This window comes from Nocardiopsis sp. NPDC006832, from assembly GCF_040635885.1.
In the GTDB taxonomy this organism is placed as follows: domain Bacteria; phylum Actinomycetota; class Actinomycetes; order Streptosporangiales; family Streptosporangiaceae; genus Nocardiopsis.
The window spans coordinates 39,538-58,327 of sequence record NZ_JBEYLC010000002.1 but is presented as its reverse complement, the minus strand read 5'-3'; the positions used below and the strand labels follow the sequence as shown (position 1 = coordinate 58,327).

Sequence of the window (18,790 nt, the reverse complement as noted above, 5' to 3'; positions counted from 1 at the left end):
ATCCGCGCCCAGGGGTTCCGCCGCGCCAGCCGTGGCCCGCCGGGTGCGTCACCGATCCTAAACTCTGCGTCCGCTCAGTTCGAGTCCCCCTTGGCATTCGATTTACCCCGGGACCCGAATGTTCGTCGTTCGCCCAGGTGAGCGGTATCGGACACGATTCCGGGACGTCCACGGTCCAACACGGACGCCCCGGGGTGACGAGGAACGATGGGTCCTACCCGGCCCCGGGCTCCGTGGAGCGGGCCGAGGACAGCTCGGCGGCCTCGGCGGGGGTGTCCGGAACCGCCGCCGTCGTGACCGACCGGTTCGCCGTATCCGGAACGAACCGGTAGCCGACGTTTCGGACGGTGCCGATCAGCGACTCGTACTCCGAGCCGAGCTTGGCGCGCAGCCGACGCACGTGGACGTCGATGGTGCGGGTGCCGCCGAAGTAGTCGTAACCCCACACCTCCTGGAGCAGTTGGGCCCTGGTGAACACCCGGCCGGGGTGCTGCGCCAGGAACTTGAGCAGCTCGAACTCCTTGAAGGTGAGGTCGAGGATTCGGCCGCGAAGCCGGGCGATGTAGGTGGCCTCGTCGATGACCAGGTCACCGCGGCGGATCTCGTCCGGGTCCTCGCTCACGGCCTCGGCGGCGCCGACCGCCAGCCGCAGGCGTGCCTCGACCTCGGCGGGGCCCGCGCCGGCCAGGACGAAGTCGTCGACCTGCCAGTCCGGGGTGAGCGCCGCGACGCCCCCTTCGGTGAGCACGACCAGCAGCGGACAGTTCAGTCCGGTGGTGTCGATCAGGCGGCAGAAGTTACGGGCCGACGCGAGGTCGGTGCGGGCGTCGACGAGAATGGCGTCGACGGGGGCACTGGATCCGCCGGTGGCGCCCGAGGCGAGAAGGGCGCCGGCTTCGGCGGGTGCGACCCGTACCGAGTGCAGGAGAAGGCCCAGAGCGGGCAGGACGTGGTCGGACGGTTCGTTCGAGTTCGTCAGTAACAGCAGATGGCTCATGCGTCTCTTCTCGTCGGCCCGCGCGTGGCGGGCGATCGAAGGCGCCATTGCCCCCGGTGGAGATTTGTTGAATACGTCGCCTCCGAGCAACACCAAGGATAATCAACAGATGGCGAAGTGCACTATCAGGTACTGGGCATCGGCGAAGGAAGCGGCCGGAACGGCCGAGGACACGCTCGATGCGGACACGTTGGAAACCGCCCTCGACACGGCGCGTCGGCTGCACCCGGACGACCGTTTCCAGCGCGTGCTCGGGTCTTCGTCGCTGCTGGTGGACGAACGCCCGGTCGGCAAGCGCGCGCATGGTGAGGTGGCGGTCACGGACGGGACTGTGATCGAGGTCCTACCGCCCTTCGCGGGTGGGTGAGCCGAGGGCCGAGGGCCCGAACGCAGGTGTGGAATCGGAGCGGAACATGACGGAAACCCCGGCCTGGACGGGGAAGGCGCGCGTGGTGATGCTGGGTCGGCAGGGATGCCACCTGTGCGAGGACGCGTGGTCGGTGATCACTCGTGTGACGGACGAACTCGGGGTGGATCGGGCGGAGGAGTCCTTGGACGCGGTCTCGGCGGCCGACCGGGAGGAGTACTGGGACAAGATCCCGGTGACCTTCGTGGACGGTCGTCGGCACGACTTCTGGCGGGTGTCGGAGGGACGGTTGCGTTCGGCGCTCTCCGGCTGAACCGCGTCCGTTAGCGGTTCGTGGGCACCTCCCCCGGTTTCTCGATCTTCTGTCGGAGTCGCTTCGTCGCGCGCTTTCGCGCGCCGGTGTCGTTCGTCCCCATCGCCCCTCGAACGTCCTTAACGGGGGGTGGTGGGCATTTTCGTCCGTCCGGAATGCGGAGGTTGTGATCCCCGCATTCCGGACGGACACGAGGCGAACATTTGTGTGAACTCCTCTGATGGGCTTCACATGCCACCCCACTTTGTGCGTGCTTTCACAAGCGCGTAATCTGGGGTCACCGAACATCACGTAGGTCGGGGGAAGCGCACGGATCCGGTGGCCGACGCGGCCGGGGACGGGCGCGTCCCGCAACCCCGCCCGAACCGACCTCCCCCTGGAGCGCCCGCCTGTGATCAGTCGCCCGCCTCGTCCCCGGGAGAGGGGCATCCCGGAGGCCACCGTCGCCCGACTCCCGGTGTACCTGCGCGCCCTGCAGGCACTCCAGGACCGTGGCACCGCCACCGTCTCCTCCGAGGACCTGGCCGGAGCCGCGGGCGTGAACTCGGCGAAGCTCCGCAAGGATCTGTCGCACCTGGGGTCCTATGGAACGCGCGGAGTCGGGTACGAGGTCGAGTACCTCGTGTACCAGATATCGCGTGAACTTGGTCTCACGCAGGACTGGTCGGTGGCCATCGTCGGCATAGGCAACCTGGGACGCGCGTTGGCCAACTACGGGGGGTTCGGCACCCGCGGGTTCCGTATCGCGGCACTGCTCGACGCCGACCCGGAAGTGGTCGGACGGTCGGTCGCGTCCCTGGACGTGAGGCATATTGACAACCTGGAGGAGGTTGTACGTGACAAGGGTGTGTCCATCGGGGTCATCGCCACTCCGGCCGGTTCCGCGCAGGGCGTGGCCGGCCGCTTCGTCGAGGCGGGCGTGACCAGCATCCTCAACTTCGCCCCCGTCGTGCTGAATGTGCCGGACGGGGTCGATGTGCGTAAGGTCGACTTGTCCATCGAACTCCAGATCCTCGCCTTCCACGCGCAACGAAGGGCCGACGTCGACGGCCCGGGCGCGGAACGGGCAGGGCTGGAAGTGACATAGACACAGGGTCCTTCGGACCCGCACAGGCGGTGGCGAAGAGCGAGCGTGCGCCGCGTTTCGGGGGGCTGACGACAGGGGTCCTCGGTCCTACCCGAACATGGAGAGGCATAAAGCCTGCATTAGTGCCTGCATAGGAGTGCGGATGAGTGTCCTGGCCGTGGGGTTGAGCCACCGGAGTTCGCCGGTGGCGCTACTCGAACGTGTCTCGTTGAACGGAGAGACACGGAGCAAGGCGGTCGGGGAGATGGTCGTTTCCGACGCGGTCAACGAGGCCATGGTGGTCTCCACCTGCAATCGCACGGAGATCTACGCCGACGTCGAGGGCTACCACGGTGGGGTCGCGGCCATCACCGAGCTGCTGTCCTGGCACACCGGCGTGAGCCTGGGCGAGCTCTCCGAGCACATGTACGTGCACTACGACGACCGCGCCGTCCAACACCTGTTCTCCGTCACCTGCGGCCTCGACTCCATGGTCGTCGGCGAGGGCCAGATCCTCGGCCAGGTCCGTGACGCCCTCAAGGACGGCCAGGAGACCGGAACCGTCGGCCGGGTCCTCAACGACCTCGGGCAGCGCGCCCTGCGCGTGGGCAAGCGCGCCCACACCGAGACCCACCTCGACCACGCCGGCGCCGACATGGTCGCCTTCGGCCTCAGCGTCGCCACCCGCGGCCTCGCGGTGACCCCCAGTCCCGACATGCCGGTCTCCGCCGTCACCCCGCCCGCGGGCTGCCCCATGTCCGGACAGGGCCCCTCCGAACCGGGCGAGGAGGCTCCGCGCACCCTCAGCGCCGTGCTGCCCTCCGGTCCGCTCACCGGTACCGGCGTCCTGGTCCTGGGCGCCGGCTCCATGAGTGCCCTGTCCGCCAACACCGTCGCCCGCCAGGGCGCCCGCACGGTCACCGTCGCCAACCGCACCCACGAGCGCGCCGCCCGCCTCGCCGAGTGCCTCAACGAGGCCTACGACACCGTCGACGCGCGCACCGTTCCGTTCATGGACGCCATCGACGCCCTCGCCGACGTCGACCTCGTCATCTCCTGCACCGGCGCCCAGGGATACGTCCTCACCGCCGACGAGGTGGCCGCCGCCACCAAGGGCCGCACCAGACCGTTGGTCTTCCTCGACCTGGCGCTGCCCCGGGACATCGACCCCGCCGTTCGCGAGCAGGACGGCGTCCGCGTCGTCGACATCGAGGACCTGCGTCAGGCGGCCTCGGCCGACGCGGCGGACGGGGACCCCGGTCGCTCCAGCGCCCTCGAACTCGTGCGCGGAATCGTCGACGAGGAGGTCGACCAGTTCCGGGCCGTGCGCCGCGCCGACCAGGTCGCGCCCACCGTCGTCGCCCTGCGCTCCCAAGCACGCGAGGTCGTCGAGGCCGAGCTCTCCCGCCTGAACGGCCGGCTGCCCGACGACCTCGACGACCGCACCCGCGAGGAGATCGGCCGCGCGATGCGTCGCGTCGCCGACAAACTGCTGCACCGACCCACCGTGAGGGTCAAGGAACTGGCCGCGTCCCCCGACGGGGAGTCCTACGAGACCGCGCTGCGCCGGCTGTTCGACCTCGACGCACGGACCACAGAGAAGCCTCGGGCTCCGCGAAGGACGGTCGCGCCCGGACGGCCCGACACCGCGCGGACCGCACAGGAGAACGCATGAGCGCCACACCCGCCAGGCTCGGCACCCGCCGCAGCACCATGGCGACCAGCCAGTCCCAGATCGTGGCCGACACGATCACCGAGCGAACCGGCCAGGCCATCGAGCTGGAACTCATCACCAGCTTCGGTGACGTCACCAAGGCCCACCTGACCCAGCTCGGCGGCACCGGAGTGTTCGTCAACGCGCTGCGCGACGAACTGACCGCCGGCAACATCGACTTCGCGGTGCACTCCCTCAAGGACCTGCCCACGACCCCCGCGGACGGACTCGTCCTCGCGGCCATCCCCGAACGCGACGACCCACGCGATGCCCTGTGCGCTCGCGACGGGCTCAAGTTCGACGACCTCCCCGCCGGCTCCAAGATCGGTACCGGTTCACCGCGCCGCGTCGCCCAGCTGGCCGCGCTGCGTCCGGACCTGGTCTACGTGCCCATCCGGGGCAACGCCGAGACGCGCCTGGGCAAGGTCACCTCCGGTGAACTCGACGCCGTCATCCTGGCCTACGCCGGGCTGGGCCGAGTGGGCCGTCGCGACGCCGTCACCGACGTGTTCGATCCCGAGCGGATGCTGCCGGCCCCGGGCCAGGGCGCCCTGGCCGTGGAGTGCTCCACCGAACGCGCCGAAGGCGACCTCTCCTACCTGTCCGCCGTCGACCACGCGCCCACCCGGGCCGAGGTCGTCGCCGAACGCGTCGTGCTGGCCGAGCTCGAAGCCGGTTGCGCGGCCCCGGTGGGCGCCTTCGCCGAATACGGCGAGGGCGGCCTGCGGTTGCGCGCGGCCGTGGTCGCCACCAACGGCTCCACCGCCATCCGCGGTGAGCGCACCGTGGAGATCTCCTCCCCGGACGACCTCGACACCGCGATCGCGCTCGGTCGCGACCTGGCCCGACAGATGATCGCCGAGGGCGCCGACCGCATCGTCGCGGAGGCCTTCGCCGAAAGGGACACCCCCTAGCGTCGCTTCGGTCGGGTTTCGCCCGTTACGACGGGGTGGACCTTGACCGACGCGGCACTGGAGACCATTCGGGACAGCGCCGGCCACCGGCGCGGAAGACTGTCGCGGAAGACCCGCGCGGGTCGCCTCATCCGCAACCGTCCCGGAGACCGCGCCCCGGGAGGCGGGCGACCCACATACGAGGAGCGAGTACGTGAACGCCAACGCCAACCCCCTTCCGGAGGAACCGCGTCGCAGCACGCGCGAACCGGGTCACGTGGCCCTGGTCGGCTCCGGCCCGGGAGGAGCCGAGCTACTGACGCTGCGCGGCGCCGAGCTGTTGCGCCGCGCCGACGTGGTCATCCCCCCTCGCGAGCCCGCGGGGGAGGAGCTGGCCGCCTTCCGGCGGGACCTGCTCTCCCACTGCCGCGAGGACGTGTCCGTGGTGGAGGCCGCCGAGTGCGGCGGCGACATCGACACCCTCGTGCTGACCCGCGCCCGTGAGGGGCAGCGGGTCGTGCGCCTGTACTCGGGGGACCCGTTCTTCGGCTGCCGAGGAGCCGAGCTCGTCGCCGCCTGCAAGGAGGCCGACGTCGAGGTCGAGGTCGCGCCCGGCGTCTCCTCGATCACCTCGGTGCCCACCTTCGCCGGCATCTCGCTGATGGGGGAGGGCGCTCCCGAACTGCGCGTCCTGCACGCCCGCCCGCACGGCGGCAAGGAGGTCGACTGGCAGGAGGCCGCGGCCAGTGACGCGCCACTGGTGATCCTCGGCGCGGACGCCCCCGTGGGCGAGGCGCCCGAGCACCAGGGGCCCGGCTTCGACGTACTCTGCAAGACCCTCATCGCCGGTGGCCGTCCGGCCACCACGCCGGTCGCCGTGGTCCGCGCCGGTGGGACCACCAGACAGACCACCGTGATCTCCACGCTGGCCCGGCTGGTCTCCGAACTCAAGTCCACCGACGCCAAGAACCATCACGTCACCGCGCCCGCGCTGATGATCGTCGGTGCCCCGGTCGCCCGCCACGCCGAACAGTCCTGGTACGAGACCCGACCGCTGTTCGGGTGGCGTGTCCTGGTGCCTCGAACCAAGGAACAGGCCGCGTCCCTGTCCGAACAGCTCCACAACCACGGTGCCGTGCCGGAGGAGGTGCCCACCATCTCGGTGGAGCCGCCCCGCACCCCGCAGCAGATGGAGCGGGCCGTGCGCGGCCTGGTCACCGGCCGCTACCAGTGGGTCGCCTTCACGTCCGTCAACGCGGTCAAGGCCATCCGCGAGCGACTGCAGTCCTACGGCCTGGACGCCCGCGCCTTCGCCGGAGTCAAGGTCGCCGTGGTCGGCGACGCCACCGCGCAGGCCGTTCGCGACTTCGGCATCGAGCCCGACCTGGCGCCGCCGGAGGACGTTCAGTCCAGCCGGGGCCTGGTGTCGGTGTGGCCGCCCTACGACGCCGAGATCGACCCCATCGAGCGGGTCCTGCTGCCACGTGCCGACATCGCGACCGAGGTCCTCTCCGCCGGTCTCACCGACCTGGGATGGGAGGTCGACGACGTCACGGCCTACCGCACCGTGCGGGCCGCGCCGCCGCCCCAGCCGATCCGTGAGGCCATCAAGGGCGGTGGTTTCGACGCCGTGCTCTTCACGTCCTCCTCCACGGTCCGTAACCTGGTGGGCATCGCCGGCAAGCCGCACAACACCACCGCCATCGCGGTGATCGGCCGGGAGACCGAGCAGACCGCCATCGAATTCGGCCTGCGTGTCGACGTCGTCGCACCGAAGGCTTCGGTTTCGGCCTTGGTGGAGGCACTTTCGGAGTACGGTGCCGCCAAGCGCCAAGAAGCGATCGACGCCGGAAAGCCCGTCCTCAAGCCGAGCCAGAAGCGTCGCGGTCGCCGCCGCAAGCTTTGAGCGCGCCCAGGACCACCTCACCTCTTCCGTCCCACGACCCGGGAGCTCTCCATGACCTTCGGTGACCACGACGCCTCGTTCCCCGTCGCCCGGCCGCGCCGCCTGCGCCGAGGGCAGGCGCTGCGTCGCCTGGTCTCGGAGACCCGGGTGCTGCCGGAGAACCTCGTCCTGCCCATGTTCGTCAAGGAGGGACTCACCGAACCGGTGCCGATCTCCTCGATGCCCGGGCAGGTGCAGCACACCGGGGACAGCCTGCGCAAGGCCGCGCACGAGGCCGTCGAGGCCGGGGTCGGTGGACTGATGCTGTTCGGCATCCCCGAACACAAGGACTCCGTCGGTTCGCAGGCCGACGACCCGGACGGTGTGGTGCAGGTGGCCCTGCGCGACCTGGCCGCCGAGGTCGGTGACGACATCGTCGTCATGGCCGACCTGTGCCTGTGCGAGTACACCGACCACGGTCACTGCGGCCCGCTGGAGCACGATGGGCACGTGAACAACGACCTCACCCTGGAGCGGTACGCGTCGATCGCCGCCGCCCAAGCGGAGGCGGGCGCCGCCGTGGTCGCGCCCAGCGGCATGATGGACGGCCAGGTCGCGGCGATCCGGGAGGGCCTGGACCGGGCCGGTCACGCTCAGGTGCCGATCCTGGCCTACGCCGCCAAGTACGCGTCGGTGTTCTACGGGCCCTTCCGAGAGGCCGCGGAGGGCGCCCCGCAGTTCGGAGATCGCTCCGGCTACCAGCAGGACCCCGGCAACGTCCGTGAGGCGTTGCGGGAAGTGGCCCTGGACGTGGCCGAGGGCGCCGACATGGTGATGGTCAAACCAGGCCTGGCCTACCTCGACGTGGTGGCCAAAGTGGCCGAGTCCGCTCCGGTACCCGTGTCGGCCTACCAGGTCAGTGGCGAGTACGCCATGATCGAGGCGGCGGCGGAGAAGGGCTGGCTCGACCGGGAGCGGGCGATCCTGGAGACCTTGACCTCCTACCGACGCGCGGGGGCCGAACAGATCCTCACGTACTGGGCCACCGAGGCGGCACGGCTACTGCGCTGACACGCACAAGGCTTTCGCCCCGGTCGCGGCCACCGGGCGCCGAGCCACATCGAACCGGCCGCGCCCGCACCGAAGTCGACCGGGGAGCTCAGATGGCCGATGTGTTGTACCGCCGGAAGCGTCGCCGCACCACGGACAGCATGCTGGAGTCGGCGTTGCGCTACGCCGAACTGGGCTGGCCCGTGGTCCGGGGCGCCGCCCCGGGGCAGGACCGGTCCTGTACCTGTGACCGCATGGGATGTCCCGACCCGGCCGCGCATCCGACCACCGCGGCCTGGGGCGTGGAGGCCAGCACCGACTCCGACAAGATCCGTCGTTGGTGGACCATCGACCCGAACGCGAACGTGGTGCTGCCCACCGGTCGGGTCTTCGACGTGTTGGACGTGCCCAGTGAGGCCGGTGTGATGGCCCTGGCGCGGATGGGACGCCGGGGCGTACCCGCCGGCCCGGTCGCGGCCCTGGACTCGCGCTACCTGTTCTTCGTGGCCACCCGTTCCCCGATGGACGAGGACGAATGGTGGTCGTGTCACCTGGACTGTGTCCCCGAGGCCGTGGAGGAGATGCCGGGCCTGCGCTGGCACTGCCGGGACAGCTTCGTGCTCGGCGCCCCGTCCGTGCTCGCCTCGGGAGGTCGCGTCACCTGGATCCGCGCCCCGCGCGACTCCGAGGACCCCGTGATCCTCCCCGACCCCATCGCGGTGCTGGACATCCTGGCCGACGCCAGCGAGGAGTTCTCCGCGACCTGACCCGGTTCAGCCCTCGCCGCGGCCGACCCGCAGGGCCAGGGCCGTGCGGTCGCGCAGCCCCAGTTTGCGCAGAATGCTGGTGACGTGGTTCTTGGCGGTGCCCTCGGTGATGAACAGCGCGCGGGCGATCTCCCGGTTGGTGCGGCCCTCGCCCACCAGCCGTGCCACCTCCCACTCCCGGTCGGACAGCGCCGCGGGAGCGGCCGGTTCCGGTTCGACCGGGACGGGCACGCTCAACGCGGCGACCAGGCGTTCGGCGGCCGGCCCGCCCAGGATGGTCTGGCCGGCGGCCACCCGGTGGATGGCGGCCACCAGCTCTTCGGGTGGTACGTCCTTGAGCAGGTAACCGCGCGCGCCGGCGCGCAGACAGCCCAACACGAGTTCGTCGTCGTCGAAGGTGGTGAGCACGAGCGCGGGTACCCCGGGGTGTTCCTCGCGCATCCTGGTGATCAGCTCCATGCCGTCCATGCGCGGCATCCTGGCGTCCACCAGGGCCACGTTCGGCGGTGGTGAGGCGGACAGGAGTCCCAAGGCCTCGACACCGTCCGCGGCCTCGCCGACGACCTCGATGCCCTCCTCGATCTCCAACAGCTTGCGCAGCCCCTGCCGCAGCAGGATCTGGTCGTCCACGACCAGTACGGACACCGTGTTCACAGGCCACCCCCGGCGGCCACGGTAGCGGGACGGTCGACTGTTCCGGGTTCGCAGGGCACCTCCACCCGCAGCCGGAAACCACCGCCGGTCCGGCCGCCGGCGGTCACCGAGCCCGCCACCGCCGACACCCGCTCGCGCAACCCCCGTAGGCCGAAGCCGGAACACAGGACGTCATCGCCCGCCCCGACGCCGTTGTCGGTCACCGTCACCGACACACCTTCGGGGGCGGCCTCGACCTTCACCTCGATCCGATCCGCGCCCGAGTGGCGCATCGCGTTGGTCAACCCCTCCTGGAGCGTGCGGTAGCAGACCAGTTCGGCCTCCTCAGGCAGACGCGGCCAGGAACCGGCCTCGGTGAAGTCGATGCGCACCCCGCCCCCGGAGAACGACTCCGTCATCGCGCGCATGGCGGCCGTTCCGGCGCGTCCCTCCAACCGGAGCGGGCGCAGGGCGCGCACCCAACGCCGGGTGTCGGTGAGCGCCTCACGGGCCAGTTCACGGGCCTGCTCGACCTCGGTCCATGCGTCCTCGGGGCGGGCGGTGCGGAAGCGCAGGGCGTTGGACAGCGACATGGTCAGGGCGGTGAGGTAGTGCCCGGTGCTGTCGTGCATCTCCCTGGACATACGCGCCCGTTCCTCGGCCACGGTCAGCTCCCGAACACGGTCGGCGTGGCGGCGCAGCTCCTCGTGGGCGCCGGCCAACTCGCGAAGGAGTTCCCGGGTGCGCTCGGCGCGCTGCGCGGCGACCGACAACGCCACGTAGGCCGCCCCGGACAGCATGGCGAGCATGGTCAGTCCGATGGCCAGGGCCACCCCGACCAGCAGGGGCATCCCGGGGAGGAGGACCGTCGTCATCGAGAACACGATGAGGAGCACCGCGTACCCGAGCAGTCCGGCGATGCCGAAGACGGCCACGGCGTTCATCGCGGCCACGCACACCAGGAGGAACGTGGTGTGGTTGCTGATGAACATCGTGCCCAGGCTGAGCAGGAGGAAGAGCACGGTGGCGGCCCGGCCCGCCCATGAGGTCCGCGGGCTCCAGGGCAGGAACGGCCACAGGGCGCAGGACAGGACCAGGCCCACCGCGCCGGCGACCAGGTAGCCGATGAGCAGGGGGTCCGTCGTCCGGAGCTCCTCCGCGCCGCCGGCGAGGAAGGCGACCCCGAACATGAGCATGGTGGTGAGGACCGCCATCCAAAAGAGCAGGTTCAACACTCGCGGGGGGCGGTTTCCACGCAGAGCCACCCAGGCGGAGAGATCGGGCGGAGCGTCGGACTTCTTCATTTCTTGAGAGTAACCGGGAAATGGTCGGTGGGGACCTCGGGAAGGTCATGGCATCGGCATGTTCGTCACCATGACCTCCGGCATGTTCCGAAGCCGGGAAAGACGTGACCCCGCCATGTCCGTGGGTCGATGTGGGCCCACGCCCTTCCCTTCTACCTTTTCACCTGTAGCCGAATTCAGGGACCAGGAAGGGTCGATGGGAAGATGGAAACAGAAGCCGAGGAAAGGGAGGGAAACCTCTTCCCGAGGGCGGGGGTGACGATTTCCGTACTCCTGTCCCTGCTGATGCTCGGGGTCGGCGCCGCCGTCTGGGCGGACCTTCCCGCGATGGTCCCCAGCGGGAAGGTCGACTTCTCCGGCGAACCCACGATGACCCCTCGCCCGCTCTTCGCGATGGCGATGCCGGCGGTCACCCTCCTCGTCGTGCCGACCGTGGCCTTCCTGCCCGCGCTGGGCGAACGGTTCCAACGGGTGTCGGGACAGGGGACACCGTGGTCGGCGCCCTCACTGCGGCGGTTCCTGAACCTTCTGCTCCCGCTGCTGTCCCTGGCCCTGGCGGCCCTGCACACGGTGCTGCTCCTGTGGGAAGCGGGCCACGCGACCTGGCCGTCCAACGACCACCTCATGGCGGCGGTCCTCGCCTTCTTCCTGGTGGGGCTCGGGCTCATCGTCCCGCTGCTGCGCGCGGCTCGGGGAAGCGACGATCCGGCCGCCCGTTGGTGGGAGCGGGCGCGCCGGCCGGTGAGCGCGGGCATCGTCCTGGTCGGTTCGGTGGCGGGGGCGACCGGGTTCCTCCTGGGGGAACCGGTCATGGCGGCCTACGCGACCGGTCTGATCGGTCCGGTGATCCTCGTGGGCTGTGCCGTTCCGTTCATCGGAGAACGGAACCGGAAGAACGATTCGAGGAGTGACTCATGAGTACTGACGAAATGATCGGGGTCGAGAAACTCACCCGGTCCTATGGGACGAACACGGGGATCTTCGACATCGATTTGTCCGTCCGCGAAGGGCGGGTCTTCGGGGTGGTCGGCCCGAACGGGGCCGGAAAGACCACGTTGCTGTCGATCCTCGCCGGAACCCGCGCTCCGGGGAGCGGAAGGGTGCGTTCCCACGCGGAACGGATCCTGTTCTGCCCGGACGTACCCGACTTCGAACCCTGGCTGACCGCCGCCGAGGTGGTCGAACTCAGCGCCCGAATGGTGGGGGCGCCCGCCGGGCCCGCCGAGGTGGCGAGGGCCCTGGAGCGGGTGGGGCTCACGGAGGCCGCCGACCGTCGCAACGGGAGGTTCTCCCGGGGCATGCGGCAGCGACTGGGTCTGGCCGCCGGCCTGGTCTGCCGACCGGACGTGCTCATCCTCGACGAACCGGCTTCCGGGCTCGACCCCCGGGGCCGGGCCGACATCCTCGACCTCATCACCGAACTGCGTCGGGAGTGCACCGTCATCCTCGCCAGTCATCTACTCGGAGACGTCCAGAGAGTGTGCGACGACGTCGTGGTGATCGTCGGGGGCCGTGTGGTCCACCAGGGCCCCGTCGCCGACATCGCCGACCAGGGGCGCCCCAACGCCTGGTATCTGCGGATCCGCGGGCGGGCCGACCACCTCGCCGCGCTCCTGGCCGCCGAGGACTGGGTCACCCGGGCGGACGCGGTCGAGGAGGACTGCGTGCTCCTGGAAGCCGTCGACGCGACCGCGGGCGAGTCGGGGATCCCCCGAGCCCTCGCCGAGCACGGTGTGCCACTGGTCGGCCTCCACGGATACCAGGAGGACCTGGAGTCGGTCTTCCTCTCCCTCACGAACAGGACGGACCGATGAACGGCACCCTCTACCGGCTCGAAGCCCTCCGACTGCTGCGCACGCACACCCTGCTCCTGCTGGTCCTGGCCTTCACCGCCTCCGGTGCCGTCGGACCCTTGACCGCCTACTTCATGGAGGACCTGCTCCGGCTGGCCGATCCCGAGGGCGAACTGGCGGCGTTGGACCTGGAGGTCCCGACGATGACCGCCGGCGACGCCCTGGCCTCCCACGTCGAACTGGTCGCGCCCCTGGGAGTGCTGCTCGTGGTGCTGGTGGCGGCCATGGCCCTGACGGTGGACGCCGCCCCCGGCCGTTCCGTCTTCTACCGGTCCAGGGTGTCGGGGACGGCGCGACTGATCCTGCCCCGGGTCGTCCTGCCCGCACTCGCCGCCGTCCTCGCGCACCTGGTGGGGGCACTCGTGGCCTGGGCGTTCACCGCGATGTTCTTCGACGGGCCGCCGCTGCCGGCGACCATGCTCGGTGCCCTGCTGGGCGGGGTGTACATGGTCTTCGTGGTCGCGGTGGTGGCACTGGCGTCGTCCCTGGTCCGCAACGCGCTCGCCGTGGTCGGTATCGCCGTCCTGGTGTTGGTGGTCTGCGCCGGGGCGGGGAGCCTGCCGTTCCTGGCCGAGTGGGCGCCCGGCGCCCTGCTCCAGGGGATGGTGCTTCCGGCGGTGGGCGCGCCGCTCGGCGACCTCCTCCCGGCGATCGCGACCACCGTCGTGCTCACCGTCGGGGCCCTCGCCCTCGCGCTGAACCGGAGCGGTGCCCGAGAGATCTGATTCGTGTCGGTAAGTGAACGATGGGGGCCTTCTCCGGCCCCCATCGTTCATGTCTGATTCGTCTCAGATCCGTGTCTCGTTGACGACGATGCCGTCGTGGTCGCTGTAGAGCCACTCGCCGGGGACGAACGTGACGTCGCCGAAGGTCACCGGGACGTCCTGCCGACCGGCCGCGTCCTTCACGGACTTGCGCGGGTTGGAGCCCAAGGCCTTCACGCCCAGCTCCAGACCCCCGAGGGCGACGGTGTCGCGGACCGCGCCGTTGATGACCACCCCGGCCCAGCCGTTGCGCACGGCGGACTCCGCGATCATGTCGCCCATCAGGGCGGTGCGCAGCGAGCCGTTCCCATCCACGACCAGGACGGCGCCCTCGCCGGGGGAGGCGAGGATCTGCTTGACCAGGCCGTTGTCCTCGTGGCAGCGCACGGTGCGGATCGGCCCGGAGAACACGTCGTGGCCGCCGTAGCGGCGGAACTGTGTGGAGCAGCTGCGCAGGGTGTCGCCGTGGTCGTCGATCAGGTCCGCGGTGGTGAAGTTCGTGGCCATGACAGCTCCGGTCGCTGGGAGAGACGGATGGGCCCGTCCAAATTACTCAGCGGTAGTGCCGAGGGCGTTCGTCGGGGTCGCGTGTCTCCTACATCGGACCGGACGTGCGCCTTCGTCGGATTTCGGCGTAGTACGGCCCTGCGGGGTTCCGGTTGATGACAGGATGAAGGCTTCCCGTCATTCGACCGTGGGAGTTCCGTCACCGGAACGTCGCCCAGCCTTTTCCCTGCCGCTTGAGCGACTCTTCTCCCCCGTACGACCCCAATGGAGAGAGATGGTCTCCGAGATCTTCGCCATCAGCGCCGCCTGGTCGCGAGCCGTGATCGATTTCGCCGCCGGACTCGACCCCTGGATGCAGTCCGCGGCAGAGCTGGGCACCGACCTGTTCCTCGGTGTCTTCGCGCTCTTGTTCCTCATGGCCTGGTGGAAGGCCCGATCGGTCGACTCGCGCCGAGTCGGCCTGGCGCTCTTCGCCCCGGTCGCGACCGTCATCGCCTACTTCGTCAGCGTGACGATCAAGTCGTTCTTCCAACAGATGCGGCCCTGTCAGGCCATGACGGACCTCAGCGTCATCGCCACCTGTGATCCCATCGGCGACTGGTCGTTCCCCAGCAACCACTCCGCGATCGCCGGTGCCGCCGCGGCCGCGATCATCATCGCCTGGCGCCGCTTCGCCGTCGTCGCGGCCGTCTTCGCCTTCCTGGAGGCCTTCTCCCGGGTCTTCGTCGGCGCCCACTACCCGCACGACGTCACGGTCGGCCTGCTGGTCGGCGCCATCGTCGCCACCCTGGTCTCCCTCCTGGCCGCCCGCCCGATGACCTTCCTCGTCGACCGGCTCGCGGAGATCGACGCGCTGCGCCCCCTCCTGCGCGCCAAGCCCCCGGTCCCCGGCCCCGGCCACGAGGCCATTCGGCAGGACACGCACGCCAAGGCGTAGACCCCGAACCCGTGTGCCCTGCTCCATTCCCGGAGCAGGGCACATGTTCGTCTCCCCGCGGGTCCGGAGCCCGGCACCGACGTCTACCGGCTCGTACGCGTCATCCTGCGTGATCGAGCGGGTACCCGGAGCCCAGGTGGCACGAAGTGCGGGGTGGGTCACGGTCGCGGTGGAGGGGACAGCTGAGACACTGGTGAGGTGGGTACTCAACAGACTTCCGCAGAGCTCTTCCGGCGGGCGGCCGCCGTCGTCCCCGGCGGCGTGAACTCGCCCGTCCGCGCCTTCGGCGCCGTCGGCGGCACCCCGCCCTTCTTCGTCAAGGGCGAGGGCCCCTACCTCACGGACACCGACGGTCGTCGCTACGTCGACCTCGTCTGCTCCTGGGGGCCGCTCGTCCTCGGCCACGCCGACCCCTCCGTGGTGGAGGCCCTCCACGGTCAGGTGGCGGCCGGTACCTCCTACGGCGCCCCGACGCCCGGTGAGGTCGAACTCGCCGAGCTGATCGTGGAACGCACCTCCGTCGAGAAGGTCCGCCTGGTCAACTCCGGGACCGAGGCCACCATGTCCGCGATCCGCCTCGCCCGCGGATTCACCGGGCGCGGCAAGGTCATCAAGTTCGCCGGCAACTACCACGGCCACGTCGACGCCCTTCTCGCCGCCGCCGGTTCAGGTCTCGCCACCTTCGCGCTGCCCGACTCCCCGGGTGTCACCGGTGCCAGCGCCGCGGACACCATCGTGCTGCCCTACAACGACGTCGAGGCCGTCGAACGGGCCTTCGCCGAGCACGGCGACGAGATCGCCTGCGTGATCGCCGAGGCCTGCCCGGCGAACATGGGCGTGGTCCCGCCCCGCGCCGGATTCAACGCCCGGCTCAAGGAGATCGCGCACGCCAACGGCGCCCTGCTGATCCTCGACGAGGTCCTCACCGGCTTCCGCGTCAGTACCTCCGGTTGGTACGGCCTGGAGGAGGTCGCCGGTGACCTGGTGACGTTCGGCAAGGTCATGGGCGGCGGACTGCCCGCCGCGGCCTTCGGCGGACGCGCCGACATCATGGACCGGCTCGCCCCGAACGGCCCCGTCTACCAGGCGGGCACGCTGTCCGGGAACCCGCTGGCCACGGCGGCGGGCCTCGCCACCCTGCGTGGTGCGACCTCGGCGGTCTACGAACACATCGACCGGGTGTCCACACAGGTTCAGGCCGAGGTCTCCAAGGCGCTCGGCGCCGCCGGGGTCACCCACCGGGTCCAGAACGGCGGCAACCTGTTCACGGTCTTCTTCACCGACCAGGACGTCGTCGACTTCGACACCGCTCGGGCCACCGACACCAAGGTGTTCGCGGCGTTCTTCCACGCCATGCTCGAACAGGGCGTGTACCTGCCGCCCGCCGCGTTCGAGGCCTGGTTCTTCTCGGCCGCGCACGACGAGAACGCCATCGACCAGGTGGTCTCCGCCCTGCCGAAGGCGGCCCGGGCCGCCGCCGAGGCCCAGGGCTGATCACGCCCGAACCCCGCACAGAAGGACTCCTACGATGACCACGACCACCGTCGTCCACCTGCTTCGCCACGGTGAGGTGTACAACCCCGACAAGGTCCTCTACGGACGCTTGCCCGACTACCACCTGAGCGATCGTGGGCAGCGGATGGCGGAGCTGGCCGCCGACTGGTTCGAGGGCCACGACATCGCGGCCCTGTACTCCTCGCCGCTGGATCGCACCCAGGAGACCGCGATCCCGCTGCAGAAGGCGTTCGACCTGCCGGTGACCCTGGACGATCGGCTCATCGAGGCGGCCAACAAGTTCGAGGGAATGACGTTGTCCGCGGCCTCGGCCCGCGACCCACAGGTGCTGAGGAGGCTCTACAACCCGTTCCAGCCCTCGTGGGGCGAGCCCTACCAACAGGTCGTGCAACGGATGGTCGACGTGATCAAGGTGGTCCGTCGGGCGGCCTGGGGGCGCGAGGCCGTGTGCGTCAGCCACCAGTTGCCGATCTGGATGGCACGACGGGCCTCGGAGGGCAAGCGACTGTGGCACCGGCCGGATCGGCGCGAGTGCAACCTGGCCAGCGTCACGTCGTTGACCTTCGCCGACCAGCGTCTGGCCAGCGTCAGCTACGCGGAGCCGGCGGCCGGGCTGTACGTCGATGGGCAGTCCGTTCCGGGTGCCTGACCGATTGTTCGAAGTGTGAGACCGCCTGCGGGGCGGCCGGAACGGGCCGCCCCGAGGCCGTACTTCGCGTGGTTCGTGTCCGTTGAACACGACCTACCGGATAAGCTGGGGCCACGGGTGCGGTAGATATGCGTGCTCAGTGCCGCCCTCCCCGGGGTCCGCCCCGGTCGCACCGGCCGCGCACGCGAAACGCGTGTGAGCCACCGCGAGCCCGGTTACCGCATCCGAGCCGCCAGGTGTTCCGCATCAGCGGTTCGGCATGTCCGTACTCACTCGTCAGCGAGAAGGTGATCCCATGGGTTCCGTCATCAAGAAGCGTCGTAAGCGGATGGCGAAGAAGAAGCACCGCAAGCTGCTCAAGCGCACGCGTGTCGCGCGTCGCAACAAGAAGTAGGACCTCTCAGCGGCGAACGTATCTCCGCGGGCTTGGGCGTGCCCCAGGGCTCGCCTCGGACGCGGAGACACTTCCCCCTTTGCGTGGCATTGCCCACGGCAATGGAATTTTCTGGGTGAAGCGCTGTTGTGCTTCACGGGTCGCGGTCGCCGCTTCACCCCCTGGCGGGTGAACGGTCCGCGGGCCTTTCGCACCACCGTCTCCTTCCAAGGAACGTGTCGCCATGGCTCGTGTCGTACTGGTCACCGGGGTCTCCAGCCCCCTCGCTGCCAGGGTCGCCCAGGCCCTGAGTGAGAGGCCCGGCGTGCGCCGGGTGATCGGAGCGGACTCCTCACCTCCCCCGGGTGAACTGCCGGGGATCGAGTACCGGCACGTCGACCTGCACGACGGAAGCCTGGACCGGATCGTCACCGACTCGGGCGCCGACCTGGTCCTGCACCTGGGTCTGGACACGGTGAAGGGCGCGGACCGGGAGGACGACCTCCTCGGCACCATGCGTGTCCTGGGCGCGGCCCAGCGTTCCGATTCCGTCCGCCGTCTCGTGGTGCGCTCCAGCGCCACGTGGGAGGCCGACGACGCGGCCGTGGTGGAGCGGGACACCCGCGCACTCCAACGCCGGCGCCCGGACCTGTCCGTGGCCGTGCTGAAGTTCGCGAACCTCATCGGTCCCTCCGTGGACACCCCCCTCACCCGTTACATGGACTACCGGGTCGTGCCCACCGTCATGGGCCGAGACCCGCGCGTGCAGTTCCTGCACGAGGACGACGGCGCCGAAGCGCTCACGCTCATGGCGCTGAGCGAACAGACCGGTTTCTTCGACGTCTCGGGGGCGGACACGGTCCCCCTCTCACACTGCCTGCGCCGCATCGGCGGCCAGCGCGTCCCAGTGCCGGCCCGCGGCCTGAAGGCGTTGCGCGGCGTGGCCAAGCGCGGCCGGATCGGTTACGCGAGCGCCAGCGCCGCCCGCACCGTCAACACCGGGCTGCACGCCGCCCGGCTGGACCCGACCTCGCTGTGCACAGCCCTGGACTGGTCGCCCGCCTACAGTTCCATCGAGGCCTTCGAGTCGTACGCGCACAGCCGTGGCGGCGTCGCTCGAAGCGGTGGACGCGGCGCCGGACTGCGCCCGGGGCACGTCATCGCTCTGGCCCGAGCCACCCTGGGCCGCTGACCCCACCCGTT

20 protein-coding genes are annotated in these 18,790 nt (G+C 70.2%); 16 read left to right on the top strand and 4 right to left on the bottom strand.

Translation table 11 applies throughout. The annotated features are described in order from the left end of the window. Positions 1-214: 214 nt before the first annotated feature. Positions 215-997, bottom strand: a complete 783-nt coding sequence (locus ABZ717_RS01275) for a response regulator transcription factor (protein WP_358503675.1) — start codon at positions 995-997, stop codon at positions 215-217. 109 nt (positions 998-1,106) lie between these two features. Here ABZ717_RS01275 and ABZ717_RS01270 point away from each other — a divergent pair, with 109 nt between their 5' ends. The 8 genes from ABZ717_RS01270 to ABZ717_RS01235 all read left to right on the top strand — a co-directional run bounded on the left by ABZ717_RS01270 (position 1,107) and on the right by ABZ717_RS01235 (position 9,052). Further along, a complete protein-coding gene (locus ABZ717_RS01270) occupies positions 1,107-1,364 on the top strand; it encodes a MoaD/ThiS family protein (RefSeq protein ID WP_358504068.1) in 258 nt (85 codons plus the stop codon). A gap of 46 nt (positions 1,365-1,410) precedes the next feature. Then, positions 1,411-1,677 (top strand): glutaredoxin family protein, encoded by a 267-nt coding sequence (locus ABZ717_RS01265; protein WP_358503673.1) that lies wholly within the window; start codon positions 1,411-1,413, stop codon positions 1,675-1,677. Positions 1,678-2,068: 391 nt separating this feature from the next. Next, the gene (locus ABZ717_RS01260; protein WP_358503670.1) at positions 2,069-2,764 is read left to right on the top strand and encodes a redox-sensing transcriptional repressor Rex; all 696 of its coding nucleotides are present in this window, start codon (positions 2,069-2,071) and stop codon (positions 2,762-2,764) included. A 142-nt stretch (positions 2,765-2,906) separates the two neighbouring features. Next, complete coding sequence (locus tag ABZ717_RS01255; protein WP_358503667.1) at positions 2,907-4,418, top strand: glutamyl-tRNA reductase; 1,512 nt, start codon at positions 2,907-2,909, stop codon at positions 4,416-4,418. Continuing rightward, positions 4,415-5,371, top strand: a complete 957-nt coding sequence (gene hemC, locus ABZ717_RS01250; RefSeq protein WP_358503664.1) for a hydroxymethylbilane synthase — start codon at positions 4,415-4,417, stop codon at positions 5,369-5,371. The genes ABZ717_RS01255 and hemC overlap by 4 nt, the downstream gene beginning before the upstream one ends. Positions 5,372-5,564: 193 nt before the next feature. Then, a complete protein-coding gene (locus tag ABZ717_RS01245) occupies positions 5,565-7,256 on the top strand; it encodes a uroporphyrinogen-III synthase (protein ID WP_358503661.1) in 1,692 nt (563 codons plus the stop codon). 51 nt (positions 7,257-7,307) lie between these two features. Beyond that, the gene (hemB, locus tag ABZ717_RS01240) at positions 7,308-8,306 is read left to right on the top strand and encodes a porphobilinogen synthase (protein ID WP_358503658.1); all 999 of its coding nucleotides are present in this window, start codon (positions 7,308-7,310) and stop codon (positions 8,304-8,306) included. A gap of 92 nt (positions 8,307-8,398) precedes the next feature. Further along, positions 8,399-9,052 carry a bifunctional DNA primase/polymerase gene (locus tag ABZ717_RS01235; RefSeq protein ID WP_358503655.1) on the top strand — a complete coding sequence of 218 codons (654 nt, stop codon included), beginning with the start codon at positions 8,399-8,401 and terminating at the stop codon, positions 9,050-9,052. A gap of 6 nt (positions 9,053-9,058) precedes the next feature. Here the strand turns inward: ABZ717_RS01235 and ABZ717_RS01230 are convergent, their stop codons facing one another. Then, positions 9,059-9,706, bottom strand: coding sequence for a response regulator transcription factor (locus ABZ717_RS01230; protein WP_358503652.1), 648 nt, complete (start codon positions 9,704-9,706; stop codon positions 9,059-9,061). Further along, positions 9,703-10,989, bottom strand: coding sequence for a sensor histidine kinase (locus tag ABZ717_RS01225; RefSeq protein WP_358503649.1), 1,287 nt, complete (start codon positions 10,987-10,989; stop codon positions 9,703-9,705). Before ABZ717_RS01225 ends, ABZ717_RS01230 begins: the two co-directional genes overlap by 4 nt. Positions 10,990-11,244: 255 nt before the next feature. Here ABZ717_RS01225 and ABZ717_RS01220 point away from each other — a divergent pair, with 255 nt between their 5' ends. Genes ABZ717_RS01220 through ABZ717_RS01210 form a run of 3 tightly spaced genes read left to right on the top strand, consistent with a single transcriptional unit; the run spans position 11,245 to position 13,567 of the window. After that, complete coding sequence (locus ABZ717_RS01220; protein WP_358503646.1) at positions 11,245-11,907, top strand: hypothetical protein; 663 nt, start codon at positions 11,245-11,247, stop codon at positions 11,905-11,907. Further along, positions 11,904-12,803 carry an ABC transporter ATP-binding protein gene (locus ABZ717_RS01215; protein WP_358503643.1) on the top strand — a complete coding sequence of 300 codons (900 nt, stop codon included), beginning with the start codon at positions 11,904-11,906 and terminating at the stop codon, positions 12,801-12,803. Before ABZ717_RS01220 ends, ABZ717_RS01215 begins: the two co-directional genes overlap by 4 nt. Then, positions 12,800-13,567 carry an ABC transporter gene (locus tag ABZ717_RS01210; protein WP_358503640.1) on the top strand — a complete coding sequence of 256 codons (768 nt, stop codon included), beginning with the start codon at positions 12,800-12,802 and terminating at the stop codon, positions 13,565-13,567. The genes ABZ717_RS01215 and ABZ717_RS01210 overlap by 4 nt, the downstream gene beginning before the upstream one ends. Before the next feature lie 63 nt (positions 13,568-13,630). Here the strand turns inward: ABZ717_RS01210 and rraA are convergent, their stop codons facing one another. Further along, positions 13,631-14,113: a ribonuclease E activity regulator RraA gene (gene rraA, locus ABZ717_RS01205; RefSeq protein WP_358503637.1), complete on the bottom strand. Its 483-nt coding sequence runs from the start codon at positions 14,111-14,113 to the stop codon at positions 13,631-13,633. Positions 14,114-14,387: 274 nt separating this feature from the next. Here rraA and ABZ717_RS01200 point away from each other — a divergent pair, with 274 nt between their 5' ends. The 5 genes from ABZ717_RS01200 to ABZ717_RS01180 all read left to right on the top strand — a co-directional run bounded on the left by ABZ717_RS01200 (position 14,388) and on the right by ABZ717_RS01180 (position 18,779). Continuing rightward, positions 14,388-15,050: a phosphatase PAP2 family protein gene (locus tag ABZ717_RS01200; RefSeq protein WP_358503634.1), complete on the top strand. Its 663-nt coding sequence runs from the start codon at positions 14,388-14,390 to the stop codon at positions 15,048-15,050. A gap of 198 nt (positions 15,051-15,248) precedes the next feature. After that, complete coding sequence (gene hemL / locus ABZ717_RS01195; RefSeq protein ID WP_358503631.1) at positions 15,249-16,544, top strand: glutamate-1-semialdehyde 2,1-aminomutase; 1,296 nt, start codon at positions 15,249-15,251, stop codon at positions 16,542-16,544. Positions 16,545-16,578: 34 nt separating this feature from the next. Next, complete coding sequence (locus ABZ717_RS01190; protein ID WP_358503628.1) at positions 16,579-17,214, top strand: histidine phosphatase family protein; 636 nt, start codon at positions 16,579-16,581, stop codon at positions 17,212-17,214. A 295-nt stretch (positions 17,215-17,509) separates the two neighbouring features. Next, positions 17,510-17,608, top strand: a complete 99-nt coding sequence (locus ABZ717_RS01185; protein ID WP_013155353.1) for an AURKAIP1/COX24 domain-containing protein — start codon at positions 17,510-17,512, stop codon at positions 17,606-17,608. A gap of 223 nt (positions 17,609-17,831) precedes the next feature. Beyond that, positions 17,832-18,779 carry an NAD-dependent epimerase/dehydratase family protein gene (locus ABZ717_RS01180; protein ID WP_358503625.1) on the top strand — a complete coding sequence of 316 codons (948 nt, stop codon included), beginning with the start codon at positions 17,832-17,834 and terminating at the stop codon, positions 18,777-18,779. Positions 18,780-18,790: the final 11 nt, after the last annotated feature.